Consider the following 26,180-nt stretch of genomic DNA (forward strand, 5'->3'; position numbering starts at 1 on the left):
TAGATTCTGGCTCGATGGTTCCAAAATTCCAAGATTCGGGGGAGTTCTGGATACGAAAGACCTTGGGAATTGATACTTGTGTCAACACACATGCTGCGAGGAGGCATCATGACCATTCCCGCGGAGGCCCAAGAGGCCGTCAAGCGCTTCGGGATCAGCATCGAGGACTACATGCTCCCGGTGCACGGCCAGATCCAGATCCTCTCCGAGGACGGAACGATGCTGCCCGAGGAGCAGCGAGGCTCAAGCCCCGGGCACCAATACCCCGTCCCGAGCGACAGCGAACTGCTCGAGGCCTACCGGCAGCTCGTCATCGGCCGCCGCGTCAACGACCAGAACTCCGCGCTCGTACGTCAGGGCCGCCTCGCGGTCTACCCGTCGAGCCACGGCCAGGAGGCCTGCCAAGTCGCGGCCGCGCTCTGTCTGCGCGATGGCGACTGGATGTTCCCCACGTACCGCGACTCGGTGGCCGTCATGACCCGCGGCGTCGACCCCGTCGAGACGATGACGCTCTTCCGCGGCGACTGGCACGGCGGCTACGATCCCCACGCGCACAAAGTCGGCATCCAAAGCACCCCGCTCACCACTCAGCTCCTGCACGCCGTCGGCGTCGCCCACGCCGCGAAGCTCCGGGGCGAGGACACCGTGGTGCTCGCGATGTGCGGCGACGGCGCCACGAGCGAGGGCGACTTCCACGAGGCCCTCAACTTCGCCGCCGTCTTCCATCTCCCGGTCGTCTTCTTCATCCAGAACAACCAGTACGCGATCTCGGTACCGCTCGCGCACCAGACAGTTGCGCCGTCGCTCGCCCACAAGGCGGTCGGCTACGGCATGGCCGGGGAGCGCGTCGACGGCAACGACATTGTCGCGCTCCTGGCTGTCCTCGACCGCGCCGTGACGCTCGCCCGCGCGGGGTCGGGCCCGCTCCTCGTCGAGGCGAACACGTACCGCATGCAGGCCCACACGAACGCCGACGACGCGACCCGCTACCGCAACCAGGCCGAGGTCGAAGCGTGGGCGGCCAAGGACCCGCTCAACCGCATGCGGCACTACCTCCGCTCGACGGGGCATCTCACGGACGACGCCGAGACCGCCTTCGCGGGTGACGCCGAGGACATCGCCCAGCAGCTCCGCGACGGACTCAACGCGGAGCCGAGGCTCGATCCGCAGGACCTGTTCCGCCACGTCTTCACCGAACCCACCCCCCAGCTGCGCGAGCAGGCCGCCTTCCTCCGTGACGAGCTGGCCCGCGACGAGCAGTCCGCCCTCAGCCTGGGCCGAGAGGAGCACTGATGAGCACGGTAGCCGAGGCTGCCGCCGCACGGGCGGCCGCCGCAGCAGGCCCCGAGGCCGTGACCTTCGCGAAGGCGCTCACCACCGCGATGGCCGATGCAATGCGCGCGGACGACGGCGTCGTCGTCTTCGGCGAGGACGTCGCCAAGCTGGGCGGCGTCTTCCGCATCACGGACGGGCTCAACGCCGAGTTCGGCGAGCAACGCTGCTTCGACACGCCGCTCGCGGAATCCGGAATCGTCGGCATGGCGCTCGGCATGGCGATGAACGGCATGCGCCCCGTGGTCGAGATGCAGTTCGACGCGTTCGCGTACCCCGCGTTCGAGCAGATCGCGAGCCACGTGGCCAAGATGCACAACCGGACGCGCGGCCGCGTGACGTTGCCCATGGTCATCCGCGTCCCGTATTCGGGCGGGATCGGCGGCGTCGAACACCACTGCGACTCGTCCGAGGCCTACTACGCCCACACTCCGGGGCTCAAGGTCTTCACGCCGTCGAGCGTCGCGGACGCGTACTGGCTGCTTCGCGAGGCCATCGCGAGCGACGACCCTGTCGTCTTCATGGAGCCTAAGAAGCTCTACTGGTCGAAGGAGGCCGTGGACCTCGAGGCGCTGCGTGCTGACTTTGAGGCGACCAACGTCGAGGCCAGCCGAAAGGGCGAGGGCCGCGCCGCCGTCGTCCGTCCGGGCGCGGACGCGACGATCATCGCGTACGGGCCCTCGGTCCCGCCCGCGCTCGCCGCGGCCGAAGCCGCATCCGCCGAGGGTCGCTCGGTCGAGGTCGTGGACCTGCGCACGATTGTGCCGTTCGACGACGAGACCGTGTGCGCATCGGTGCGCAAGACGGGCCGCGTCGTCGTCGTCGCGGAGGCCCAAGGGTTCGCGTCGGTCGCGTCGGAGGTCACGGCGCGCGTGCAGGAGCGCTGCTTCCATTCGCTCGCCGCGCCGGTGCGTCGCGTGACCGGCTTCGACATCCCGTTCCCGCCGCCCAAGCTTGAGCACTGGTATCTGCCGGGGGTCGACCGCATCCTCGACGCCCTCGACGAGCTCCAGTGGGAGGACTGATGACGCGCGAATTCCTGCTGCCGGACCTGGGCGAGGGCCTCACCGAGGCGGAGCTCGTGCGCTGGCTCGTGGCCGTTGGAGACTCCGTGGCCGTGGACCAGCCGGTCGTCGAGGTGGAGACGGCCAAGGCCATCGTCGAGGTGCCCTCGCCGTTCGCCGGGGTCGTTGCCGTGCTGCACGGACAGCCCGGCGAGACGCTCGACGTCGGCCGGCCCCTCATCAGCATCGCGGAGGTCGGGTCGCCTGCTGCCGAGGTCGGGTCGGGTGGCGCCGAGGTCGGGGCGCTCGCTGCCGAGGTCGGGTCGGGTGGCGCGGAGGTCGGGTCGCCTGCTGCCCGAGCGTACAGAACCGAGGAGCGCGCGGGGACAACGGCCCCGCAAGCAGCCGCCGCTTCCGGGTCCGGCAACGTCCTGATTGGCTACGGCACGTCGGGGTCCGCGACGGGCGGGAGGACTCGACGCCGCAAGGGCCTCGTGTCCGCCTCGGGCGGGGCGCCCTCCGCGACCGCTGAGGCGAGCGCCCCCGTGGAAGCCATCCGCGTTGTGTCACCGCTCGTGCGCAAGGCGGCCCGCGAACTCGGCGTCAGCCTGCATTCGCTGAGGGGTTCTGGGCCGGATGGGCTCATCATGCGTCGGGACGTCGAGCACGCAGCACAGGCCCCGATCTCGGCGGCAGGGGCCGCGATCTCGGCGGCAGGGGCCGCGATCTCGGCGGCAGGGGCCCCGATCTCGGCGGCACGGGCCCCGATCTCGGCCGCAGGGGCCGCGATCTCGGCGGCAGGGGCCCCGATCTCGGCAGCGGTGGACGCCGTCACGGGCCTCGGCATCGCATCGCGCGTGCCCATTCGCGGGGTGCGCAAGGCCGTCGCGCAGGCGATGACCCGAAGCCGCGCCGAGATTCCCGAGGCGACCGTGTGGGTCGACGCCGACGCAACCGAACTCGTCGAGCTCCGCGCCGATCTCAAGCGGCGAGACCCCGAGAACACTCCGAGCCTGCTCGCGTTCATCGCGCGGTTCGTCGTCGCGGGCCTCGCGAAGTTCCCCGAGCTCAACACCCGCATCGAGACGGCGGCCGACGGCGGCCAGGAGATCGTCGCGTTCGACGGCGTGAACCTCGGATTCGCTGCCCAGACCGAGCGCGGTCTGGTCGTCCCGAGCATCCGCGGGGCGCACGGGCTCAGCGCCCGAGCCCTCGATGCGGAGCTCAGGCGGCTCACCGCCGTCGCCCGCGACGGGAAGGCGACGCCGGCGGATCTGAGCGGCAGCACGTTCACGCTCAACAACTACGGCGTGTTCGGGGTAGACGGCAGCGCGGCGATCATCAACTACCCGGAGGCGGCGATCCTCGGCGTCGGCCGGATCGTGGACCGGCCCTGGGCGGTCGACGGCGCGCTCGCCGTGCGCAAGGTCGTCGAACTCACGCTCGTGTTCGACCACCGGGTGTGCGACGGCGGAACTGCAGGAGGCTTCCTGCGGTACGTCGCGGACGCCATCGAACACCCGGGCAGCATCCTCGCTGACCTCTGAAGCGCGTGGCAGAATCGGACCCACAGTCGGAACGGCTGGCTAGTCTCGAAAGTTAGGACATGGCGCGATGGCTCAATGGCGCGACCTTGGCGGAGACACGTACACGCTCAGCCTTGAGCCACTTCGGCTCAACGTCGGGCTCGTGATCGGGACCGACCGGGCTCTCGTGATCGACACGGGTGAGGGACCGCGTCAGGCGCGGGAGATCCTTGACGCCGTGAGGGAGAAGACGCAGCTGCCGCTCGTCGTCGTCAACACGCACGCGCACTACGACCACTTCTTCGGCAACGCCGTGTTCCGCGCGGCCGGGGCCACCGAATTCTGGGCGCACGAGAATGCGGCGGCGACGATCGCGACCGCCGGCGACGGTGCCCGCGCGGAGGTGGCGGGCCGAGAGCCCGAGATGGCGTCTGGCGAGGGCGAGGATGCCGAGATCGTTGTTCCCCAGGCGATCGTGCGGGAGCAGCCGGTGCTCGTTGACCTCGGGGGACAGAGCGTCACGCTCTTCTACCTCGGGCGCGGACACACGGACGGCGACCTCCTCGTCGGTACTCCCTCGGCCCTTTTCAGCGGCGACCTCGTCGAAGAAGGCGCCTACCCCGAGTTCGGCGATTCGTACCCCGAGGAGTGGGCAGACGTCCTCCGGCATGTCTCGGCGCTGCGACATCGGTACGAGCACCTTGTGCCCGGCCACGGTGAACAGTGCACGGATGCCACCGTGCGGACCATGGCCGAGACCATGGCGATGGCCGTCCGCTCCGCGCGCCAGGCCACGCGCGAATCGCCGAACGACGCGACGAAGGCCATCCCGATCCTCCCCTACGGGCCGGAGCAGTCGAGGCTGTTCATCTCGCGCCTCAAGGCGGCCCACAGCCTGCACTAGCGCCTGCCGCCTGGACTAGAGTTACCAGCGGTCGGGTACGAAAGGGGCGGGATGGTCGACGACGAAACGCAGCAGGCCGAGACCACGCAGACCGCGATGGGGCAGACCGCGACAGGGCAGCACTCGGGCGACGGCGGGGTTTCCGCTCGCGATTCCGGCGAGGCTCGTGCTCGGCCGCTGACACGACGCGAGTTGCGGAAGCTGCGTGAGGCCGAGGACGCCGCGCGGGCCGAGCACGCCGAGCTCACGTGGGACCAGCCGTTCGCCCCGGGCGAGGGGTCCGACACGCGCTCGCTTCGCGCCGTCGTCCCTCCGCTTCCTGACGCCCCGCCGATGTCGGCGTTGAATGCCTCCGTGGAATCCGCCGTCGCCCGTGATGACGACGCGCGGGACCCCGCCGCCGTGGGCGGGCCGGCGCATGCCGGCGGCCCGGACGAGGATGCGCTGCCGGAACCGGACGCAGCGGAAACGGCCGTGCCGGAGTGGCCAGGGGAGTCGGAACTCGGGGAGCCGGAGTGGCCCGGGGAGTCGGAACCCGGGGAGCCGGAACTCGGGGAACCGGAACTAGGGGAGCCGGAGTGGCCGGGGGAGTCTGAACTGGGGGAGCCAGAGTGGCTGGGGGAGTCGGAACCGGGGAAGCCGGAACCGTGGGATCCGGAATGGGCGCGCGAGCAGCTGACCGAGCATCCCGCGACGGCCGAGCCCCTGGGGCTTTCGGATTACGCGAGCGGGTTCGAGACGCCGCTGCCCGCCGAGACGCAACTGCCTGCTGAGACGCCGCTGCCGGCCGAGACGCAACTGCCTGCTGAGACGCAACTGCCCGCCGAAACACTGCTGCCCGCCGAGCAGCCCGCGGGCTTCGTCAAGACTCCGCCGAGCGTCGCGCCCCACGGTGGCTTGAGGGGTTTCCTGTACCGCATCACGGGCGGGGCCCTGAACTTCGGGCCGACCTCGGCAGAGGCGGCCGAGTCTGAACTCGATCGACGGATCCGACGGCGGCTCGGCGGGAGTCGGAACACGGTGTTCCTCTCGCTCAAGGGCGGGGTGGGCAAGACATCGACGACGGTCGGGGTGGGGCTCACGCTCGCGAATCTCCGCTCCGGCAGCGTGTGCGCGATCGACGCGAATCCCGACGCGGGCGACCTCATTGAACGCGCGCTCGGCGAGGGGGCGTATGAGTCCGAGCACGAGTTGAACATCACGCGGCTCGTGCGCGAGCTCGGGGACAACGACTCGCGGGTCGCGCTCGACCGGTACCTCCACGAGGTCGGCAGCCTGCGTCTCCTCGCCGGGGAGCAGGATCCGGACCTTTCGGACTCGCTTCACGCCGAGGACTATCAGAGGATCTTCAGGCTCGTGTCGCTCCATTACGGTGTCACGCTCACCGACTGCGGAACCGGCGTGAGCCGTCCCTCGATGCGGGGGGTTCTCGAGAGCGCGGACAATGTCGTCATCGCTTCCGGCTTTGCCGTGAGTGGGGCCAAACGGGCCCGGGACACCCTCATGTGGCTTGCTACCCACGGTTTCGCCGAGCTGGCCGCGAACGCGATCGTCGTGGTCACCGACAAGGACGACGTCTCGGGCCGCGTCGACAAGCGGGCGATCGAGGCGACCCTCGCCGGGATGTGCCGGACCCTCATCAGCGTGCCCCACGATCGGGCCGTCGCGGACGGGGACCTTGTCTCGCTCGAGACGGTGCGCCCCGAGACCCGTCGCGCCTACAAGGAGATCGCCGCCGCGATTGTCGACGGCTACCGCTGAGGCGACGGCTACCGCTGAGGCGACGGCTGTGGCTGAGGCGAAGGCTGGCGCTGACAAGAACGGCACGGCTGCCCCCAATAGCAGTCGTGCCGGTCCTGATTAGTCCAATGAATGGACAAGGCAAGCGTAGCGGCCGGTCCTCATGCGCGCAATGGAAGGTTTCGCGGCGCCGTCATGTGGCTCCGCGCGGCTGGTTCACGCGCGGCGCGCCGCGACCCCGAAGAGCCACATCCCGGCCACGCAGAGCAGGTAGCCGCTGATGACGATGAGGGAGAGACCGGTCCAGAAATAGTGCGTTGTGCTTGCTATTCCGGTGCTTGGCGCGATCCGCGTGAGCATCGACACGGCGAGCCCGGTGGCGGCGAGGCCCGCGAGGAGGGGGAGCGAGAGCCAGAGGCGCGAGGCGGCCCACTCGCTGCCGAAGCCCGACCACGCGTTCCAACGCCGGCCCACGCGCATGATGAGCCACCCAGCAGGCGCCGTGCAGGCGGCCACGACGAGGAACGCCGCGACGACATCGGCGGGGCGATGCCACTGGTTGACGAGGGTCGCGCCGCCGGCGGCAATCGCGAACGTGCTCCCCGCGAACGCCACAAATGGGCGCTTCGCGGGCGACGCGACGAGGAAGACGGCGGCCGCGGCCGAGGCGGCGAGGGTCGTGTGGCCCGAGGGCAGCGAATTCTCCATGAGCGTCTCGATGCCCCGGAACGGCCGCGTGAAGACATACGCCTTGAGCGCCTGGGTGATGATGTTGGCCGCCACGGCGGAGGAAAGGGCGACGGCGGCCGCGAACCATCGCCGCTTGACGATCGCCGCATAGAGCAGGCCGGCCCCGCCGAGGACGACGGCGAGGGTCGGCAACGCGTCGAGGTAGCCGAGGGCGGCCTTGCCGGCCTTTCCGTACACCCCGATGGCTTCGTCGAGGGCGGATTCGTCGATGTACTGGCCCGTGGTCGTGCGGACGAAGAAACCGTAGGTTCCGGCCACGCCGAGTGCCGAGGCCAGGGCCGCCACGATGAAGAGGCCCGGGCCGGCGATGGCGTCGCGAATCGGCGCTACGCGGCGCGGTACCACGCGGCCTGGCATCACAGGGCGTGGGGGACTGGGTGTATCGGGGCGAGTTCGGGTGGCGGCCATGACCTCAAGGGTGGCACACGAGGCTGGGCGCGGGCTTGGGGATGCCTCTCCTCGGCCGTGGCCCGACCGGTTCGCGCGGAGCCGTCGAGGGTCGCGGCGATCTCGGAGGCCGTGATCGGGGTGTCGTCGGAGAACAAGCCGCCGCAGCACGTCGCGTTAGGCTTCGAGAATGACGCTTCAGGGGCCGTTCCCGGCTGGATCAGCCGGGCTGTGCTCGGTCACGCTCCGTTCGCGCTCGTTGGCCGACGTCGTCGAGACGGCGTCAAATGCCGGTCTGACGGGAATCGAGTGGGGCACCGACGTCCACGTGACGGGGCCAGACGAGGCGAGGACGGCCGCACGCCTGTGCGCCGAGAAGGGGCTGCGGGTCATGTCGCTCGGGTCCTATTGCCGGCTCGGGGACTTCGAGGACGTCACCAGGCTCCTGGCCTCGGCGAAGGCGGCCGGCACGCAGCGCATCCGTGTCTGGGCCGGCCGAGAAGGGTCTGATCGGGCAACTCCGGCGCTGTGGGATCGTGTCGTCGAGGATGCGCAGAGGATCGCCCGGCTCGCGGCAGAGGACGGCCTCGAGATCGCGCTCGAGTACCACGGGAACACCCCGACGGATACCGCGGCATCCACGGTTGATCTGCTCACGCGCATCGATCGCCCCAACGTCCGCACCTATTGGCAGCCCGCGGTCGGGCTCGACGACGCAGCCGCCCTCGAATCCTTCCTCGAGGTGTCCCCCTTCGTCTCCGGAATCCATTGCTTCAGCTGGTCTGCGACCGGGGATCGGTATCCGCTCCGCGGCCGCGAGCGGCTGTGGGCCGCGGTGGTCGGAGCGACGGCGGCGCGCGGGGAGAGCCTCGATTTCATGCTCGAGTTCGTGGTCGACGATTCGCGCGAGCAGGTCGTTGACGACGCGGGAACCCTTCTGTCCCTGCTTGCTGCCCGCGCACCGTCGTCGTCGGCCAGCTGATCCGGGGGAGGCTCCCAGCCGCGTCCGCTATGGTCGGAGGCGATGCTTCACGATTGGTGGACGGCCTTCGTCCAAGGATTCACCCACACGGCGCCCCTGTCCGTGCCTGTTTCCGAGCTCGCGTGGCTCGTCGCCGGGGCGGCGGCACTGTGCGTCATCCCCGTCCTGTGGCGGTTCTTCGGACGCTTCGTCACGATCGTCCATGAGCTCGGCCACGCGTTCGCGGGCCTCGCGACGGGGATGCGCGTCACCGGAATCATGCTCCGGATGGATCAGGGCGGCACAACGCAGGGCATGGGGCGGGGCCGAGCGGTGTGGTTCGGCTTCTGGGGCTACCCGGCGCCGGCCGTCGTCGGCGCTGCCCTCGTATGGGCCTCCGCGGCAGGGTGGGGCCGCGCCGCGCTCTCGGCCGCCGTCGTCGTCCTGGTCGCGGTGTTCCTGTTCATCCGCAACCTCCAAGGCGTCCTGATCCTGAGCGGGGCGATCCTCGTGGTCGCGCTGCTCGTCGTCGCGGTGCCGCCCGAGCTGCAGGGTCACCTCACGCTCGGCGTGGGTGTCGCGCTCGTGTTCGGCGCGGCCCGCGATTGGTGGAACCTCGTGTCCGTCCACACGGCCCGGCGCCGCGAGCTCGCGAGCTCGGACGCCTTCATCCTCGCGCGCAAGACCCGGGTTCCGGCGGCGTTGTGGCTGCTCTCCTTCGCCATCGTCATCGGGGCGTGCGGGGCGGCGGCTTGGCTCGTGCTGAGGGTCGTGGCATGACGGCGACGGGACCCGGACTCCCGCGGTCTGAACCTACCCTCCCGCGGTCTGCACCCACCCTCCCGCGGTCTGCACCCACCCTCCCGCCCTGCCTTGAGCTCGAGGCGAGCGCCGTCGTCGTCCGCCTTCCGCTCACGGTGCGCTTCCGCGGCGTCCTCGAGCGCGAGGCGCTCCTTCTGCGCGGCCCGGCGGGCTGGGGCGAGTTCGCGCCCTTCCTCGAGTACGACGACGCCGAATCTTCCCGCTGGCTCGCCTCCGCCATCGAGGCGGCGTGGGAGGGCTTCCCCGCGCCCGTGCGCGACCGCGTGCCCGTCAACGCCACCGTCCCAGCGGTCCCCGCCGACCGCGTGAAGGAGGTTCTCGCCAAATACGGCGCGGTGCCCGCCGTCAAGGTCAAGGTCGCCGAGCGTGGGCAGGGCCTTGGCGACGACGTCGCGCGCGTCGCCGCCGTGCGCGACGCCCTGCCCGACGCGGCGCTCCGCATCGACGCGAATGCGGCCTGGACCGTCGACGAGGCCGTTGCCGCGATCTTGGCCCTTTATCCGTACGGCCTCGAATACGCCGAGCAGCCTGTTGCCGGCATTGAGGGTCTTGCGGCCGTCCGGGCACGCCTCGCCGCGGCGGGGATGACCGTGCCGATCGCCGCCGACGAAAGCGTCCGGAAGGCGGAGGATCCGCTCCGCGTCGCCCGGGCGGGGGCGGCGGACCTCATCGTCGTCAAGGCTGCACCGCTGGGGGGAGTCCGGCGCGCCCTCGCGATCGTGCGCGAGGCCGGGCTTCCCGCCGTCGTGAGTTCCGCGCTCGACACGTCGATCGGCCTGTCCGCGGGCGTCGCCCTCGCCGCAGCGCTGCCTGAGCTGCCCCACGCGTGCGGGCTCGGCACGGGCGCGCTTTTCGAGTACGACGTCGTCCGGCCGGCCTTGGTGCCCGACGGCGGCTTCCTGCCCGTCGCCCCGGTGGTATCCGGCGCGGTGACGCCGGACCCGGAACTGCTTGCCGAGCACGCCGCCCCGGCCGAGCGCCGCGCATGGTGGCTTGAACGGCTGCGGCGGTGCTACGCGCTGCTCGCGGGATCCTGAACCCGCGCAACGGGCTGCCGGCACACGAGGTGCGCGACGAGCGCGGACCAGCCCGTCTGATGCGAGGCCCCGAGGCCCGCTCCCGTGTCGCCGTGGAAATACTCGCTGAACGTCGGGTGCGCGTCCCAGAGGGGACCGGACGGGTGGTGGCGCGGCGTGCTGGGCCGCCGCCCGGCGTCGTCCGCTCGGAAGAGCCGAACGAGCCGGTCTTCGAGCTCGCGCGCAATGTCCGCGAGCGGAACCTTGGTCCCGGAGCCCGTCGGGAATTCGAAGGCGAGGTCAGCCCCGGCCCCCTCGGCGTAGAGCGCGAGGGCGTCGGCAACGAGGACGTTCACCGGGAACCACACGGGGCCGCGCCAGTTCGAGTTTCCGCCGAACAGGCCCGAATCCGACTCGCCCGGGAGGTACGCGATGCTCATGGGCTGCCCCGCGACGTCGACGGTGTACGGCTCGCGGTAGGCCGCCGAGAGCGAGCGGACGCCGAACGGCGAGAGGAACTCGTTCTCGTCGAGAAGCCGGGCCAGGACGCGTTCGAGCCTCTCGCCGTGCAGGACCGCGAGCGTGAGCGGCGAGCCGTTCGCGGATCGGACCAGGGCTTCGGTCTCGTCAGGCCTGTGGCGCTGGAGCCAGTGCAGGCTCTGGGCGAAGTCGGGAAGCCCGTCGACCGCCCACTCGGGCGCTACCGCGACGGCAAGCAGCGGCAAGAGCCCGACCATACTGCGTACGGGAAGGCGCTCCTGGCTCCCGTCACCGGCGAGGAGCACGTCGTAGAAGAAGCCGTCGGCGTCGTCCCACAGCGAGACTCCCGTGCTCCCGAACGTGTCCATGGCCTCCGCGATCGCGAGGAAGTGCTCGAGGAACTTCGTCGCAAGGTCGTCCCATACTCGGTCTTGGCGCGCGAGTTCGAGCGCGATGCGCATCATCGTGAGGCAATAGAACCCCATCCAGCTCGTCGCGTCCGACTGCTCAAGGCGGTGGCCCGCCGGGAGGCCCTTCGAGCGGTCGAACAGCCCGATGTTGTCCATCCCGAGGAATCCGCCCTCGAAGAGGTTCGACCCGTCGGCGTCCTTGCGGTTGACCCACCACGAGAAGTTCAGGAGGAGCTTCGTGAAGATCCGCATGAGGAAGTCCGCGTCCCGCGAGCCGTCGATGCAGTAGATCTGCCACGCCGCCCACGCGTGCACGGGCGGGTTGACGTCGCCGAACGCCCACTCGTATGCCGGGAGCTGGCCGTCCGGATGCATGGCCCATTCGCGGCATTTGAGCACGAGCTGGCTCTTCGCGAACTCCGGGTCGATGTGCGCGAGCGCCGTGCAGTGGAACGCGAGGTCCCACGACGCGAACCACGGATACTCCCATTCGTCCGGCATCGAGATGACGTCCGCGAGGGCGAGGTGACGCCAGCCGGTGTTCCTTGCGTTCGGTCCGCGCCGCTGGGGCGGCGGGGGCGGGAACGCGGGGTCGCCTTCGAGCCACTCGCGGACCGAGTAGCGGTAGTGCTGTTTGCCCCACAGGAGTCCGGCGAAGGCGCGCCGGGCCACGAAGGCATCCTCAGGGCTCGACGCCGGGAGGACCGCCGAGTAGAACTCGTCGGCTTCTCGTTCGCGGTCCGCGAGGACGTCGTCGAAACCCGGACCGAACGGCTCGAGCGGGAGCATCTCGCCAGTGAGCCGGAGGCGGACGGTCACACTCGCACCAGGGTCAATGGACGCGAAGTGCCAGCGGAACGCGGCCTTCGTGCCTGTTTCGGCCGGGTTGAGGAGCGAACGGTCTCCCCGAAGCACGGCGGCGTCGATTCCATCCTTGGGGAACGGCGAGCGGTTTTTGGGCGCCCCGAAGAGTTCGACGTCGTTGCTCTCGTTGTCGCAGAACATCACCTCGGGCGTTCCTCCGCGCAACGAGTCGGTCTGGGCGGCGAGGAGGTAGGTGCCGAGGAAGCCGTGCGTCGCTTCGACGGCGACCACGCCGCCCGGGCGCAGCTCGGGCGGCGGCACCCGCCGGATCTGCGGCACACGGTCGTCGCGGCCCCACGCCCACGTGTTGCGGAACCAGAGCTGCGCGATGAGGTCGAGCGGAGCTGGATCCGGCCCTTGGTTCGTGGCGGTGATCGTCATGCACACGTCGTCGGGGGACGCCTTGGCGTGGACGGTCTCGACGTCGAAGAACCTGTTGTCGCGCAGGGCGCCCGTGTCGGCGAGCTCGTATTCGGGGTCCGCCCTCGACAGCGAGCCGTTGACGCGTACCAGTTCCTCGTAGGGATAGGCGGCCTGCGGATACCGGTAGAGGGTCTTGGCCCAAGAATGCGTCGGCGTCGCGTCAAGCTGCCACCAGTGCTCCTTGACGTCCTCGCCGTGATTGCCTTGGCTGTTGGTGAGACCGAAGTAGCGCTCCTTGAGCCGATCGTCCTGCCCGTTCCACAGCGCGATGCCCAGGTTGAGGAAGCCGAAGCGGTCACACAGGCCCGCGATCCCGTCCTCGCCCCAGCGATAGGCCCGGCGATGGGCGTGATCGAACGGGAAGAAGTTCCACGCGTCGCCGTCGGCCGAATAGTCCTCGCGGACCGTCCCCCATTGGCGTCCGGCGACGTACGGGCCCCAGAGGCGCCAAGGGTCCGAGTCGCCGGGGGATTCTGCGAGGCGGCGGTGCTCGGCGGTGTCGGGTACGAGGGTGTCGGGTTCGAGGGTGTCCGGCATGGCGATAGTCTCCCGTCGGCAGTCAGTGGCCTCCGCATCAGCCGGTTCCCGCGGCTGATCACGCACGACCGCAAGCCTACGATGGAAGTGTGACTTCTCTCGGCTCCCTCGACGCCGCCCGCGAAGTGGTCTCCGGACTGCTTGTGGGCGGCGTCCGTCGTGTTGTCGTCTGCCCCGGCTCCCGCAGCGCGCCGCTTGCCTACGCGCTCGCCGAGGCCGAGGGCCGCGGGCTGCTCGAGCTCGTAGTGCGCATCGACGAGCGCGTGGGCGGCTTCACCGCGCTCGGCGCCGCTCTTTCCTCGGGGCGTCCGACGGCGGTGCTCACCACGAGCGGCACGGCGGTCGGGAATCTTCTGCCCGCCGTCATGGAGGCCAACCACGCCGAGGTTCCTCTCATCGTGCTCTCGGCCGACCGTCCTGAGGAACTGCACGGGACGGGCGCGAACCAGACGACCGAGCAGCTCGACCTCTTCGGCGAGCATGTGCGCTTCGCGACCTCGGTCGCGGCGGGGGAGTCGCCGTCGTCGGCCGTTCGGACCGCGCTCAGCGCAGCGTCGGGGCTCCTCCCGGGAGTCCCGTCAGGGCCCGCGCAGCTCAACGTGTGCTTCCGCGAGCCGCTCGTCCCGGCCGACGGCTGGGCGCCGCCCGCGGGTGCGTGGGAGCAGCCCCCGTCCGAGGGCTTCGCGTACCGGCGGCCGGCGGTCGCTGCGCTGGGCGGGCTCCCGCCGCGCCGCACCGTCGTCATGGCGGGGCACGGGGCCGGTCCGCTCGCCGAGGCGTTCGCGGCGGCGCACGGGCTTCCGCTTTTGGCGGAGCCGTCGTCGAACGCGCGCTTCGGTTCGCATGCGGTCGGGCCGTATCGGGTTCTCCTCGACGCACATCCGGGGGAGGGAATCGAGCGCGTCGTGCTGTTCGGGCGGCCAACGCTGAGCCGGCCCGTGACGGCCCTACTCGCCCGGGCGGACGTCGAGACCGCCCTGTTCCACCCACGGCCCGTCGCGTGGTTCGAGGAGGGGCGACGGCGAGAGCAGCTGATCGCGGACCTCGACGAGCTTTCGGAGTTCGCCGGTCGCGGCGCCGAGGGATGGCTCGACACCTGGCTCCTCGCCGGCGCTGCCGCGCAGGAGGCCATGGACCGCGTCCTCGCGGCCGCACCGCTCTCCGGCCCCCGGCTCGCGCAGCTTGTGTGGCAGAACGCGCACGGCCAACTCGTGCTCGGCTCGTCGAACGGGATCCGCGACGTCGATCTTGCGGCGTCCCCGGCCACGGAGCCCGGGTCGCGGGTCTTCGCGAACCGCGGGCTCGCGGGCATCGACGGCACCGTCTCGACCGCGACGGGACTCTGGCTCGGCAATCGGGTGGACACGACCCTCTTCCTCGGCGACCTCACGTTCCTGCACGACGCCGGGGGACTCCTGCTCGGCACGGGCGAGGCCGAGCCCTCCCTCCGGATCGTCGTGCTCAACGACGCGGGCGGCGCGATCTTCGGGCTCCTCGAGCACGGGCGAGTCGGCGGCGACGGGGCGAGCGCTGGTGCGGCGGCCGCCGTCGAACGCCTCTTCGGCACCCCGCACAAGGCCGACTTGCGGGCGCTCGCCGCGGCCTACGGCGTCCGGCACACGGTCGTGCGGACGACGGCGGAGGCAGCCGCCGCCCTTGCCGCGCCCCGCACGGGCGGCCGGGAGATCATCGAGGCGCGGGTGGACCGGGCCGGGCTGCGCGGTCTGCATGCGCGCGTCCGGGCGGCGGTCGCCGAGTCGGTCGCGCCGCAGCACCGGTTCGGGTACCGGTAGATTCCGGCGTGGCGGACGGCGCCGCGGCGCCGTCTCGCGGAAGCTTGACCCATGAAGCGGAATATCTTCGTGGGGGCACGCTTCTTCTTCGCGGCCCTCACCTTCGCAGCCGTGGGCACGCAGTTAGTCATCGGCGTGCAGCGTGGTGCTGACATCGTCAACTTCTTCAGCTACTTCACGATCCTCTCCAACGTCTTCACAGCCGTGGTGCTCGCGATCAGCGGCTACCGCGTGTTCGTGGGGCGGCGGCCGACCGAGGCCGACGACGTCATCCGGGGAACCGCGACCATCGCCATCGCGATCGTCGGGATCGTGTTCGGGCTCCTCTTGTCGAACCAGGATGTCGGCATCGTGGCGCCCTGGGTGAACGTCGTCACGCACTACGTCATGCCCGTCGTCATGGTGGCCGATTGGCTGTTTCAGCCGCCGTTGGCCCGCCTCGAGCTCCGTCACCTCTGGTGGTGGCTCCTGTACCCAGTGGCCTACCTCGTCTATTCGCTCATCCGCGGTGCCTTCGTCGGGTGGTACCCGTATTGGTTCATTGATCCGGCTCGCGCCGGCGGCTGGGGCGGCGTCGCCGTGTTCGCCCTCGGCATCGCCGTGGGCTTCCTCGTAGTGAGCCTCGCCATGCTCTGGCTCGGCAACAAACTGCATCGCAACGTCGACTACTGAGGCGCGGACCCGGCCAGGTCTTGTTGGATGCCGGTCTAGCCGACAGCGTGAACTTCGGACTCTCTGCACGGCCGCGTGTCGCGGGGACGGGCGAGCGCGGGTGCGGCGGTCGCGAGCCGGTCACGCCGCAGCACCGGTTTGGGTAGCGGTAGGGAGGGGAATGTCCGGGACCCCTTGTGAGCCCCGGACATAGAGAGCGTTATTTAGGTCCGATGAATTAGTGTTGCGATACAGCTATATTCGTCTTGGGAGACTGATTTGGTCTCGATTTCAACACGTTCACCCGCCATCAATGCCCGGTATCCAGATGATTGCTTGATGACCGAAAAGTGCCCGAAGCACTTTGTTCCGTCAGGGAGGATCAGCTCTCCCCAGCCTTCCTCGTCCTTCCAAAAGGAAACTGCGGCCGTGACCCGACCTTCATTCAACGCTTGCTCCCTTGCTTGACATGGTCGGACGGCGCCCAGCGATCAGCGGTGGTCAATGCACCATCGTACGACTGTTGGGCCCAGAATTTTGAGTGTGCATCTTCTGCAAAGTAGGGGCTGCTCGGCGACGGCGTGTTGTTGGAGGCTGCAGCCAGAGAACTGAGTAGAACTGCCGCCCGCATGATGACCACACTTGTGTCGACTGTTCCGAGACGTGGCCACGGGTTGGGCGAGAGGTGGCTACGGGTTTGATGAGAGGTGGCCACGGGTTGGTCGAGAGGTGGCCACGGGTTGGTCGAGAGGTGGCCGGGCGTGCGAAAAGAGGTGGCCACTCGTCGGGGTTCTCCCGACGGGTGGCCACCTCTCGCGTAACGCGTGGCCAGATCCGGTTGGATGCGTGGCCAGGTCTTGCCGTGTCTTCTAAGCCCGCCCTTAGAGCACCTTGCTGAGGAAGCTCTGCGTGCGCTCGTGCTGCGGGTTGGCGATGACCTCGCGCGGGTTGCCGGATTCGACGACGACGCCGCCGTCCATGAAGGTCAAGGTGTCCCCAACCTCGCGGGCGAAGCCGATCTCATGGGTCACGACGATCATGGTCATGCCTGTCCGGGCGAGGTCCTTCATGACGTTGAGGACCTCTCCTACGAGCTCTGGGTCAAGCGCGGAGGTGGGCTCGTCGAAGAGCATGAGCTCTGGGTCCATGGCCAGGGCCCGGGCGATCGCGACGCGCTGCTGCTGGCCGCCCGAGAGCTGGGCAGGGTAGTGATGCATGCGCGAACCCAAGCCCACCATCTCGAGCAGTTCGGTGGCGCGCTTCTTGGCCGCAGCCTTGTCCTCGCCCTTGACTTGAACCGGGGCCTCCATCACGTTCTCGAGGGCGGTCTTGTGCCCGAAGAGGTTGAAGCGCTGGAAGACCATGCCGATGTTGCGGCGTTGGGTTGCGATCTCCTTTGCATGCAGCTCGTGGAGTTTGCCGCTCCTCTCGCGGTAGCCGATGAGCTCGTCGTCGACCCACACGCGGCCAGCGCTGATGGTCTCGAGATGGTTGATGCAGCGCAGGAGCGTGGACTTGCCGGACCCGGATGGGCCGATCAGGACCGCGACCTCGCCCTGCTTCACGGTCATGTCGATCCCGCGCAGCACGTGGTGCTCGCCGAAGTACTTGTGGACGCCCTCGATGCGGACCAGTTCCTTGGCCGTCGGCGCGGGGGCGGCATGCCTGATGGTGGCGGGGGTGCTCATCGGCCACTCTCCTCGATGGTGTCGCCGGCGCCAGTCGGGCCGCCGGGGATGATCTCGGCACCGCCGACGCCCGCGGCCGCGGCCTTCGCCGCAGCGGGGTTGACGACGGCGATGCGCGTCGTGGTGTCGATGCCCTTGCCGTAGTACTTCTCGATGTAGTGCTGGCCGACCATGAGGATGCTCGTGACAAGCAGGTACCAGAACGCGGCCACGATGAGCAGCGGGATCGGCTGGTAGATGCGGTTCGCCAGCGCGTTCGTGGCGAACGTCAGGTCGTAGGTGAACGGGACTGCGAGGACGAGAGAGGTTGTCTTGAGCATGCCAATCGTCTCGTTGCCAGTCGGCGGCACGATCACTCGCATGGCCTGGGGCAGGATGATCCGCCACATGACCTTCGTCCCGCGCATGCCGAGGGCTTCTGCGGCTTCCATCTGACCCCTGTCCACGGACTTCAGGCCGGCGCGGAAGATCTCCGCGAGGTATGCGGATTCGTTGAGGCCCAAACCGAGGACAGCAGGTACGAAGCCCTTCGATGGGTCCGAGAGCACATACGTGAACAGCTCGGGGCCGAACGGGATCCCGAGCGAGATCGCTGGGTACAGGACCATGACGAGGCCCCAGAAGGTGAGCTGGGTGTAGACCGGGGTGCCCCGAAAGAACCACACCCAGAACCACGACGTCCAGCGGAGGATGGGGTTGTCTGACTCGCGCATGAAAGAGAGCACGACCGCGAGGACGATGGCGAGGACCATCGAGAGGACCGTGAGCGCTAGGGTCCACCCTACGCCCTGGATCACGGTGGTATCGCGGATGTACAGCGCGACGGTGCCCCAGCCGAAGCGGGGGTTCGTGGCGAGGCTCTGGATGGCCAGAGCAACGAGGATGAGGATGACGGCGGCCGTCACCCAGCGGCCGGGGTGGCGCACCGGAACAGCCTTGATGAGTTCCGGTGCGCCGCCCTGCTTCGCGGTTTCAGTAGTTTCCGCGCGATGAGTGGTCATGACAGTCACGAGGAGACGGACGGGTTGACTTCAGCCTTGGTGACGGCGCCTTCGGAGTTGTTCCACGTGTCGAGGATCTTCTTGTAGCTGCCGTCGGCGATGAGCTTCGTCACCGTCTTCTGGATGAGGTCGGCGAGAGCCGTGTCACCCTTCGCGATCGCGATGCCTTCCGGGGCGACCTCGGTCGTGTCGCCGATCTTCTCGATCCCGCCGTTCGTCTGGGTGATCGCGTAGCCGACCACGGGCGAGTCAGCGGACATGGCGTCGAGGCCGCCGTTGACGAGGCGCGTGTTGAGGTCGGTCTGCTTGTCGAGCGAGACGATGTCGACGGCCTTCTTGCCGGCCCCGGTGCACTTGTCGCTCAGCGCCTTGACCTCGTCCGCCTCGGTCGTGCCGGTCTGGACACCGATGGACTTGCCGCACACGTCGTCGACCGAGAACTTCTTCGGGTTGCCCTTCTGGACCGCCCACGAGACGCCCGCGTTGAAGTAGCTCACGAAGTTGACCGCGCCGAGGCGCTCCTTGGTGATCGTGAACGAGCTCATGCCCAGGTCGTACTTCGGGCCGAGCGCGGGCAGGATGCCCGTGAACTCCGCCGTCTCGACGTCGACCTTGAGGCCGAGCTTCGCGCCGATCGCCTTCGCGAGGTCTACGTCGTAGCCCATCGGGGTGTGGTTGTCCGAGCCGCCCAGGAACTCGGCCGGCGCGTACGTCGTATCGGAGCCGACCGTGAGAGTCCCCTTCGACTTGAGCGCGGCCGGCACCTGCGAGGCGAGCGAATCGTCCTTCTGGATCGAGCTCGGATCGAAGCTGGTGCCCGCGGAGCCGGAGGCGCTCGGCTTGGCGCCGCCGCCCGTCTCCGAGGCGTTCGTGCAGGCGGTGAGCGCAAGGGCACCGATCGCGAGGACGGCTGCGCCCTTGGCGGCGAGCTTCGCGGAGAAAGTCATATCTCTACCTTTAACTTGGTGGTGCAGGGTCGGGGATGATAAGCGACGCCCAATCTTACCCTTGCCCCCGCCAGGGTGAGATGTGCATCACAGGCAACTTATGTTTCACCATTGGACAACAATGAAGCCTCGGAATCAAGCTCGCTTGGCGATCGAACGTCTGGAATCCCAGACCTCCGGGTGAGGCCCAAGGTGGCCAGATCCCGCATGAGCGTAGCGAGCAATTGTTTCATCTGTGTCTCAAGATCGTTGAGAGTCACGAATTCTGTGGCTTGGATCACTCCGGGGGTGGTGCGATGCCCGCCGCGCTCATGCTCGGCCTGTCGCCGTCTGGCTGGCCGGACCAATCTGGGCCGGTCTGGCGGGTGAGGGTGGATACGGCGTGCTTAGCGCTCGACCCCAAGCGCCTCGAGCATCGGACGGAACTTGGCCCAGGTCTCGGCGAGTTCGGCCTCCGGGGATGACCCGTCCACGATGCCGCAGCCCGCATAGAGGCGCGCCGCCGTCGTTCCTTCGATCACGCCGCCCCTTAGCGCGATGCCGAATTCCCCGTTCCCTGCGCCGTCGAGCCATCCGACCGGCCCCGCGTACGGGCCGCGATCGAGCTCCTCGAGCTCGCGGATGAGCTCGCCCGCGACCTGCGTCGGCGTCCCGCAGACGGCGGCCGTGGGGTGGAGCGCGTTGACGAGCGCGAGCGGCGTGGGCACGTGGCCCTCGATCTCGGCGAGCTCGGCCTTGACGTCCGAGGCGAGATGGAAGACGTTCGGGAGTTCGAGGATGAACGGCTCGTCGTGGGCGTTGAGCGCCTCGGCGAACGGCTCGAGCGCGGTCGTGAGCGATTCGATCGCGATCTGGTGCTCATGCCGTTGCTTCGCCGATCCGCCGAGGACGCGCTGCGCGTAGCCGGGTCCCGCTCCGTCGGCGTCACGGCGGTCGAGCGTTCCCGCGAGCACGCGCGCCTGGGCCGTGCGGCCCTCGACCTGGATGAGCATCTCGGGTGTCGCGCCCACGAGGCCGTCGACCCCGTAGACCCAGCAGTCCCGGTAGGCCGACGCGAGGCGACGCAGCACGAGCGCGCGGGGGATCCCGCCGTCGTCCTCGACCACGATGTCGCGCGCGAGCACGAGCTTCTCGAGCTCGCCCGCGCGGATGTGCCGTACCCCGGACGCCACCGCAGCCATCCAGTGCTGCTCGCCGAGTCTCCCGGGCCGCACGGCGAGCCGGGTCCCGTTGGCTGGTGTGGGATCGCCGGGGGCGGAAAGCGGCTCCGTCCAGCGGTCGACGGCGGCGCGCAGGCTCTCGGGCGTTGGCCGGCTTCCGTCTGCCGTGAGCTGTGAGGCCCACGCGCGCCCCTCCCGGATGCCGACGACGAGCTCGGGCACGACGAGCCGCGATTCGTAGGCCGATGTCCGCGAGAAGGCGAACGAGCCGAAGGCGAGCGGGCCCGTGCCCGGGTGCCGCACCGCGTCGGTGACCTCGGCGTCGAGCGTGAGCTGCTTCCACCACGCGTCGGCTTCGATGAAGCGGTCGGGGCCCTTCGCGGTGAACCGGGCGACCTCCCCGAAGCCCAGGTGGCCCTCGCCCCGCCGGATCCAGCACAGCGTGTCGGGGTGTTCGAGGGCTCCGGTCAGTCCGACTGAGTTGACTGCGCCGCCCGGATCAACTGGGCCCAGATCGAGGGTGAGGGCGCGCAAACGGGAGCTCATGATGGATCAAGAGTACGCGCGCGCGGCACCGCATGCTGTTCAGCACTCTGGACACTGTTCAGCGAGAAATGTTTGAATGGATCAACCCCGTTCTTCAAGGAGGAAGCCCCGTGAGCCTCGCCGTCGTCGTCCATGCAGCCGGTGATCTGCGCCTCGATCCCATCGATCCGGGCGAGTCCCGGGAGCTCGGCCCGCGCGACGCGCTCGTCGCCGTCGAGTACGGCGGTATCTGCGGAAGCGACATCCATTACGCGAAGCACGGGGCCGCCGGCCTGAGCATTCTGCGCGAGCCCATGGTGCTCGGGCACGAGGTGGCCGGGCGCATCGCGGCCCTCGGGTCCGAGGTCGCGGGCTTCGAGGTGGGCCAGGCCGTCACGATCCACCCCGCGACCGTGTGCGGCGAGTGCGAGTTCTGCACGTCGGGCCGCCCCAACCTGTGCGGCTCCGTCCGCTACCTCGGCTCGGCCGCCTATCACCCGCACACAGAGGGCGCGTTCGCGGGCCTCACGGTGATCCCCGCGGGTCAGCTCCGTGCCGTGCCCGATGGCGTGAGCACGCGGCACGCGGCCGTCGCGGAACCGCTCGGCGTCGCGATCCACGCGGTCAATCGCGCTGGTGACCTCGCGGGCAAGACCGTCCTCGTCAACGGCGCCGGCCCCATCGGCGTGCTCGTGGTCGCCGCCGCCCGCAAGGCCGGCGCGGCCCACGTCGTCGCGAGCGACCTGGCCGCCGGATCGCTCGACGTCGCCCGCCGCATGGGCGCGCACGACGTCGTCAACCTCGCCGAGGGCGGCGAGCTGCCCGCGACCGACGTCGTGTTCGAGGCGTCCGGCGCCCCGCCCGCCGTCACGAGCGTCCTGCGCGCCGTCAAGCGCGGCGGCATCGTGGTCCAGGTGGGCAACCTTCCCGCGGGCAAGCTCGAGGTCTCGCTCGCCGAGCTCGTGTTCCGGGAGATCGACTACCGCGGCACGTTCCGCTTCGTCGACGAGATCTCTACCGCGCTCGACTACCTCGCCGACGGCCTCGACGTCGAGCCGATCCTCACGCACGAGTTCCCCGTCGAGGAGGCCGTCGAGGCGTTCCGCGTCGCGGGGGACCGCAGCACGGGCTCGTCGAAGGTGCTCTTGAAGTTCTGAGCCGGTGCGGCGCGAGAGCCTCGAGCGGGCGACGCAAGAAGCGGCGCGGAAGTTTGGCAGAATGGGCAGGGTGACCAGCACAGGCAAGAGGGCATCACTCGACAAGCTCCCCGCGGAAGTCGCGAGCATGTTCGACGACGTCGCGCCTCGCTACGACGTTGTCAACGACATCCTCTCGCTGGGGCAGACGCGCCGCTGGCGCAAGGTGGTGTTCGACGCCGTCGGCGCGAAGCCCGGCCAGCGCGTGCTCGACCTCGCGGCAGGAACGGGTACATCCGCGGAGCCCTACGCGGACGCGGGCATCGAGGTCGTCGCCTGCGACTTCTCGCTCGGCATGCTGCGGGTCGGCAAACGGCGTCGGCCGGACATCGACTTCGTCGCGGGCGACGCGACCAACCTCCCGTTCGCGGACGACGCGTTCGACGCCGCGACGATCTCCTTCGGCCTGCGCAACGTCGCGGACCCGCACGCCGCGCTCCGCGAGATGCTGCGCGTCACGAAGCCCGGCGGCAAGCTCGTCATCGCCGAGTTCTCGTCGCCGGTGAACCCGCTGTGGCGAACGATGTACCTCGAGTACCTCATGCGGGCCCTGCCCGAGGTCGCCCGCCGCGCGTCGTCGAACCCCGATGCGTACATCTACCTCGCCGAGTCGATCCGGGCGTGGCCGGACCAGGACCACCTCGCGGCGTGGATGGGCGGCGCCGGGTGGGACCAGGTCGCCTACCGCAACCTCTCGGGCGGTATCGTCGCCGTCCACCGCGCGACCAAGCCCGGCGCGGCGCCCGTTCCCTCGGGCCCCGACGAGAAGATCCGCCGCGCAGGCCGGGCCGCGGGCTGACGAAGCCTCGATGGATGTCCTGATCGTCGGAGCCGGCCCCGCCGGCTCGACTGCGGCACACTACCTCGCGCGGTCCGGTGTGTCCGTGACCGTGCTCGAGAAGACTCGCTTTCCGCGCGAGAAGGTGTGCGGCGACGGCCTCACGCCGCGTGCCGTCCGCGAAATCCAGCTCCTCGGCCTCCCGCATGCCGAGGCGGACGGCTGGCGTCGCAACCGAGGCCTCCGCCTCATCGCGGGAGGTCGCACGCTTGAGCTTCCGTGGCCCGCGGGCGGGGAATTTCCCGAGTACGGCCTCATCCGCACGCGGCTCGGCTTCGACGAGGCGCTCGCGCGCCACGCTGAGGGCGCCGGGGCGCGGATCCTCGAGGGCCACGGCGTGACGGACGTGCTCACGGACGACGGCGGGCGCGTCGTCGGGGCCCGCGCCCAGCTTCTCGATCGGGAAGGCAGGAAGACGGGGGAGACCCGCGAGTTTCGCGCCGACGTCGTCCTCGCCGCCGACGGCAACTCGACGCGGGCCGCGCTGTCGCGCGGCCTCGCGAAGCGCGACGACCGCCCCCTCGGCGTCGCCTACCGCACCTACTTCCGCAGCCCGCGCCACGAGGACGACTGGATGGAGGGCTGGCTCGAGCTCCCCGGCCGCGACGGCAAGCCGCTGCCCGGGTACGGCTGGGTGTTTGGCGTGGGCGACGGGACCTCGAACGTGGGGCTCGGCATCCTCAACTCGTCGAAGGAGTTCGGCAAGCTCGACTACCGCCAGGTGCTGCGCGATTGGACCGCCGCGATGCCCGAGGAATGGGGCTTCGCCGAGGCCAACCAGGTCGGTCCCGTGCGCGGTGCCGCGCTCCCCATGGGGTTCAACCGCACGCCGCACGTCGTGCCGGGGATGGCGCTCCTCGGCGATGCCGGCGGGATGGTGAGCCCCTTCAATGGCGAGGGGATCAGCTACGCGATGGAGTCCGGGCGCTACGCGGCACAGTTCCTCGTCGACCCCGCAGCGGCCCAGCGCGCGGCGGGTCGCGCGCGGCCGGCGGACGACGACGTCGACCGTCGCCTGCGTGCCTACGCCGACCACGTGCGGCAGCAGTGGGGGAGCCACTTCACGCTCGGCCGGACGTTCGCGGCGCTCATCGGGCGCCCCGCCGTCATGCGTCTCGCGCTCCGCACCGGCATGCCGATCCCGGCGCTCATGCGCGTCGTCGTCCGGCTGCTCGCGAACCTCACCGAGCCGCGCGGAGGCAGCCTCGAGGACCGCGCCATCCGCGTGCTCGAGTCGCTCACGCCGGCGACGTCCAACACAACCCATCCCCGCCCACCCCGGGCCGAAAGCTAGGCTTGACCCGTGACAAACACTGAACACAGCTGGACACGTGCGGGACACGCGAGCGCCGAAGCCGAGCCCGCCCCGACCACGACGGCCATCGCCGCCGGCATCCAGCTGCCCGCGGGCTTTGCCGCGATCGCAAGCGACCCCGAGCTGGGCCCCGCGATCACGACCAACATGGCCCGCGTCGAGAAGCGCCTCCGCGAGGCCATCGCGAACTCCGATCCGCTCGCCGACGCGACGAGCAGGCACCTCGTCGAGGCTGGCGGCAAGCGCATCCGGCCGCTCCTCACGCTCCTGTGCTCGCACCTCGGAGACTGGACGCGGCCCGAAGTCCTGCAGGCCGCAGCCGTCGTCGAGCTCACGCACCTCGCGACCCTCTATCACGACGACGTGATGGACTCGGCGCCGTACCGCCGCGGCGCCCCGACGGCGCACGAGGTGTGGGGCAACACGGTCGCGATCCTCACGGGCGACCTCATCTTCGCGCGCGCCTCGATCCTCGTCTCCGAGCTCGGCGGCCGCGCGCTCTCGATCCAGGCCCGCACGTTCGAGCGGCTATGCCTCGGGCAGCTCCACGAGACCGTGGGGCCCCGCGAGGACGAGGATCCCGTGGAGCACTACCTTTCGGTGCTCGCGGACAAGACCGGCTCGCTCATCGCCGCCTCGGGGCAGATGGGTGCAATCTTCGCGGGTGCACCGGCGGAGTACGAAGACGTTCTGGTCAAGTACGGCGAGTACGTGGGTGTCGCGTTCCAGCTCGCCGACGACGTGATCGACGTGACGGGCGGCAAGGTCACGTCCGGCAAGTCCGCCGGGACGGACCTGCGGGAGGGTGTGCCGACCCTGCCCGTGCTGTTGCTCCGGCGCGCGGCCGCTCGCGGCGATGCCTCCGCCGTCGAAGTTCTCCGGCTCGTCGACGGCGATCTGACGAGCGACGAGGCACTGGCCGAGGCCGTGGCCGCCCTCGCAGCGCACCCCGTCACGGGCGAATCGTGGGCCGTTGCCCGCGAGTGGGCCGATGCGGCCAAGTCCGCCCTCGCGCCGCTCCCGGGCGGCGTCGTCAAGGATTCGCTCTCGGCGTTCGCGGACGCCGTCGTCGACCGCCGCGCGTAGTCGGGGAGGCGCGGCAGCCAGCTCCAGCTGCATTGGCCACCGCGCTATCCACCTCGCATTGCCCCTGCTTAAACGGCTGGGCCCTGGTTTGCGGATTCCGCTCCCCAGGGCCCTCTTCCGTTCGCACCCGGATCCACTGGAGGCTGAAGTGGATCCGTCAACAAGCATATGACAAATCTGTCACATGTCCAGCAATTGCCGTCAACTTTTTTTCGGGAATCTGTTAGACATGTCCAATCTGGGCGACTGGAGCGCGAAACCCGCCAGCAGCAAAGGAAAGTCCCCTTGTCCTTCGGGAAGTTCGCTTGAAGGGGACTTCCCGAAGGACAAGGGGACTTCAACAGTCGCTCAGGTGACGTGGCGCCGTGCGGCCGAGGGCCTAGACGTGCTCTTCGTCCTCCGAGAAGACCCAGTCGAACATGTCGAACGTGAACTCGGAGAACGTGCCGTCCTCCGAGACCCACTCGCCGCGCGCGTTGTTCTTGCGGTAGACGATCGGGTCCGGGACGCGGAGGTCGCCTGAGCGGATGCCCCACGTGAACTGCTCTTCTTCGTCTTCGAGGAACATGAGGAAGCCCTCGTCGTCGACCTCGAGCTCTTCGGGGTCCCAGAAGTAGTGGTATGCCTCCATAAGTTCCGAGCCGCCAAGGGCAAGGTAGAACTCGCGCAGCGCGAGGGGGATCGTGAACGCGTGCTCTTCGAGTGCCTCGTCGAGCTCCTTCTCGGAGATCCCGTCTCCCGGCTGCCAGGATTCGCCAAGGTACTTGGGGACAAGCGCGCGGAACTTCTCCAAGAATATTTCGCTCACACGATTATCCTAGCCA

Annotated in this window: 21 protein-coding genes; 14 read left to right on the forward strand and 7 right to left on the reverse strand. The window is 69.5% G+C overall.

Translation table 11 applies throughout. The features are described 5' to 3' along the window. Positions 1–108 precede the first annotated feature (108 nt). From pdhA to RBS12_RS04970, 5 genes are all read left to right on the forward strand, one after another. Complete coding sequence (gene pdhA, locus RBS12_RS04950) at positions 109–1,293, forward strand: pyruvate dehydrogenase (acetyl-transferring) E1 component subunit alpha (protein WP_307964967.1); 1,185 nt, start codon at positions 109–111, stop codon at positions 1,291–1,293. Continuing rightward, on the forward strand, positions 1,293–2,357 hold the full coding sequence (locus RBS12_RS04955) for an alpha-ketoacid dehydrogenase subunit beta (protein ID WP_307964968.1): 1,065 nt from the start codon (positions 1,293–1,295) through the stop codon (positions 2,355–2,357). The genes pdhA and RBS12_RS04955 overlap by 1 nt, the downstream gene beginning before the upstream one ends. Beyond that, complete coding sequence (locus RBS12_RS04960) at positions 2,357–3,883, forward strand: dihydrolipoamide acetyltransferase family protein (protein WP_307964969.1); 1,527 nt, start codon at positions 2,357–2,359, stop codon at positions 3,881–3,883. The genes RBS12_RS04955 and RBS12_RS04960 overlap by 1 nt, the downstream gene beginning before the upstream one ends. 67 nt (positions 3,884–3,950) lie before the next feature. Further along, positions 3,951–4,766: an MBL fold metallo-hydrolase gene (locus RBS12_RS04965; protein WP_307964970.1), complete on the forward strand. Its 816-nt coding sequence runs from the start codon at positions 3,951–3,953 to the stop codon at positions 4,764–4,766. Positions 4,767–4,817: 51 nt separating this feature from the next. Then, positions 4,818–6,527, forward strand: coding sequence for a hypothetical protein (locus tag RBS12_RS04970; protein WP_307964971.1), 1,710 nt, complete (start codon positions 4,818–4,820; stop codon positions 6,525–6,527). A 195-nt stretch (positions 6,528–6,722) separates the two neighbouring features. Here the strand turns inward: RBS12_RS04970 and RBS12_RS04975 are convergent, their stop codons facing one another. Further along, complete coding sequence (locus RBS12_RS04975; protein ID WP_307964972.1) at positions 6,723–7,601, reverse strand: phosphatase PAP2 family protein; 879 nt, start codon at positions 7,599–7,601, stop codon at positions 6,723–6,725. A gap of 232 nt (positions 7,602–7,833) precedes the next feature. Here RBS12_RS04975 and RBS12_RS04980 point away from each other — a divergent pair, with 232 nt between their 5' ends. The 3 genes from RBS12_RS04980 to RBS12_RS04990 are packed head-to-tail and all read left to right on the forward strand — an operon-like array spanning position 7,834 to position 10,463. Continuing rightward, positions 7,834–8,625 (forward strand): TIM barrel protein, encoded by a 792-nt coding sequence (locus RBS12_RS04980; protein ID WP_307964973.1) that lies wholly within the window; start codon positions 7,834–7,836, stop codon positions 8,623–8,625. Positions 8,626–8,667: 42 nt separating this feature from the next. Continuing rightward, a complete protein-coding gene (locus RBS12_RS04985; RefSeq protein ID WP_307964974.1) occupies positions 8,668–9,384 on the forward strand; it encodes a M50 family metallopeptidase in 717 nt (238 codons plus the stop codon). After that, positions 9,381–10,463 (forward strand): o-succinylbenzoate synthase, encoded by a 1,083-nt coding sequence (locus RBS12_RS04990; protein ID WP_307964975.1) that lies wholly within the window; start codon positions 9,381–9,383, stop codon positions 10,461–10,463. The genes RBS12_RS04985 and RBS12_RS04990 overlap by 4 nt, the downstream gene beginning before the upstream one ends. Here RBS12_RS04990 and RBS12_RS04995 read toward each other — a convergent pair. Next, complete coding sequence (locus tag RBS12_RS04995) at positions 10,439–13,156, reverse strand: glucosidase (protein WP_307964976.1); 2,718 nt, start codon at positions 13,154–13,156, stop codon at positions 10,439–10,441. The two genes, RBS12_RS04990 and RBS12_RS04995, sit on opposite strands and share 25 nt — an antisense overlap. An 89-nt stretch (positions 13,157–13,245) precedes the next feature. On the opposite strand from RBS12_RS04995, the gene menD reads away from it, so the two are divergent. Together menD and RBS12_RS05005 are read left to right on the forward strand one after the other, a co-directional pair. Continuing rightward, positions 13,246–14,949 carry a 2-succinyl-5-enolpyruvyl-6-hydroxy-3-cyclohexene-1-carboxylic-acid synthase gene (menD, locus tag RBS12_RS05000; RefSeq protein WP_307964977.1) on the forward strand — a complete coding sequence of 568 codons (1,704 nt, stop codon included), beginning with the start codon at positions 13,246–13,248 and terminating at the stop codon, positions 14,947–14,949. 51 nt (positions 14,950–15,000) lie between these two features. After that, a complete protein-coding gene (locus tag RBS12_RS05005; protein WP_307964978.1) occupies positions 15,001–15,621 on the forward strand; it encodes a Pr6Pr family membrane protein in 621 nt (206 codons plus the stop codon). An 860-nt stretch (positions 15,622–16,481) separates the two neighbouring features. Here the strand turns inward: RBS12_RS05005 and RBS12_RS05010 are convergent. The 4 genes from RBS12_RS05010 to RBS12_RS05025 form a co-directional block, all read right to left on the reverse strand. Beyond that, a complete protein-coding gene (locus tag RBS12_RS05010; RefSeq protein ID WP_307964979.1) occupies positions 16,482–17,288 on the reverse strand; it encodes an amino acid ABC transporter ATP-binding protein in 807 nt (268 codons plus the stop codon). Beyond that, positions 17,285–18,289 (reverse strand): amino acid ABC transporter permease, encoded by a 1,005-nt coding sequence (locus tag RBS12_RS05015; protein ID WP_307964980.1) that lies wholly within the window; start codon positions 18,287–18,289, stop codon positions 17,285–17,287. Before RBS12_RS05015 ends, RBS12_RS05010 begins: the two co-directional genes overlap by 4 nt. A 5-nt stretch (positions 18,290–18,294) precedes the next feature. Then, positions 18,295–19,236: an ABC transporter substrate-binding protein gene (locus RBS12_RS05020; RefSeq protein WP_307964981.1), complete on the reverse strand. Its 942-nt coding sequence runs from the start codon at positions 19,234–19,236 to the stop codon at positions 18,295–18,297. A 386-nt stretch (positions 19,237–19,622) separates the two neighbouring features. Continuing rightward, entirely contained in the window at positions 19,623–20,942 is a 1,320-nt protein-coding gene (locus tag RBS12_RS05025; protein WP_307964982.1) for an isochorismate synthase, read from the reverse strand. 110 nt (positions 20,943–21,052) lie between these two features. Between RBS12_RS05025 and RBS12_RS05030 the strand changes: the two genes are divergently transcribed. The 4 genes from RBS12_RS05030 (at position 21,053) to RBS12_RS05045 (ending at position 25,356) form a co-directional block, all read left to right on the forward strand. After that, positions 21,053–22,078 carry an L-idonate 5-dehydrogenase gene (locus RBS12_RS05030; RefSeq protein ID WP_307964983.1) on the forward strand — a complete coding sequence of 342 codons (1,026 nt, stop codon included), beginning with the start codon at positions 21,053–21,055 and terminating at the stop codon, positions 22,076–22,078. 70 nt (positions 22,079–22,148) lie between these two features. Continuing rightward, complete coding sequence (locus tag RBS12_RS05035; protein WP_307964984.1) at positions 22,149–22,916, forward strand: demethylmenaquinone methyltransferase; 768 nt, start codon at positions 22,149–22,151, stop codon at positions 22,914–22,916. 10 nt (positions 22,917–22,926) lie between these two features. Continuing rightward, entirely contained in the window at positions 22,927–24,249 is a 1,323-nt protein-coding gene (locus RBS12_RS05040; RefSeq protein WP_307964985.1) for a geranylgeranyl reductase family protein, read from the forward strand. 9 nt (positions 24,250–24,258) lie between these two features. After that, entirely contained in the window at positions 24,259–25,356 is a 1,098-nt protein-coding gene (locus RBS12_RS05045; RefSeq protein ID WP_307964986.1) for a polyprenyl synthetase family protein, read from the forward strand. 379 nt (positions 25,357–25,735) lie between these two features. Here the strand turns inward: RBS12_RS05045 and RBS12_RS05050 are convergent, their stop codons facing one another. Beyond that, positions 25,736–26,164 carry a hypothetical protein gene (locus tag RBS12_RS05050; RefSeq protein WP_307964987.1) on the reverse strand — a complete coding sequence of 143 codons (429 nt, stop codon included), beginning with the start codon at positions 26,162–26,164 and terminating at the stop codon, positions 25,736–25,738. Positions 26,165–26,180 lie beyond the last annotated feature (16 nt).

The organism is Sinomonas sp. ASV322 (genome assembly GCF_030908245.1).
Lineage (GTDB): Bacteria > Actinomycetota > Actinomycetes > Actinomycetales > Micrococcaceae > Sinomonas.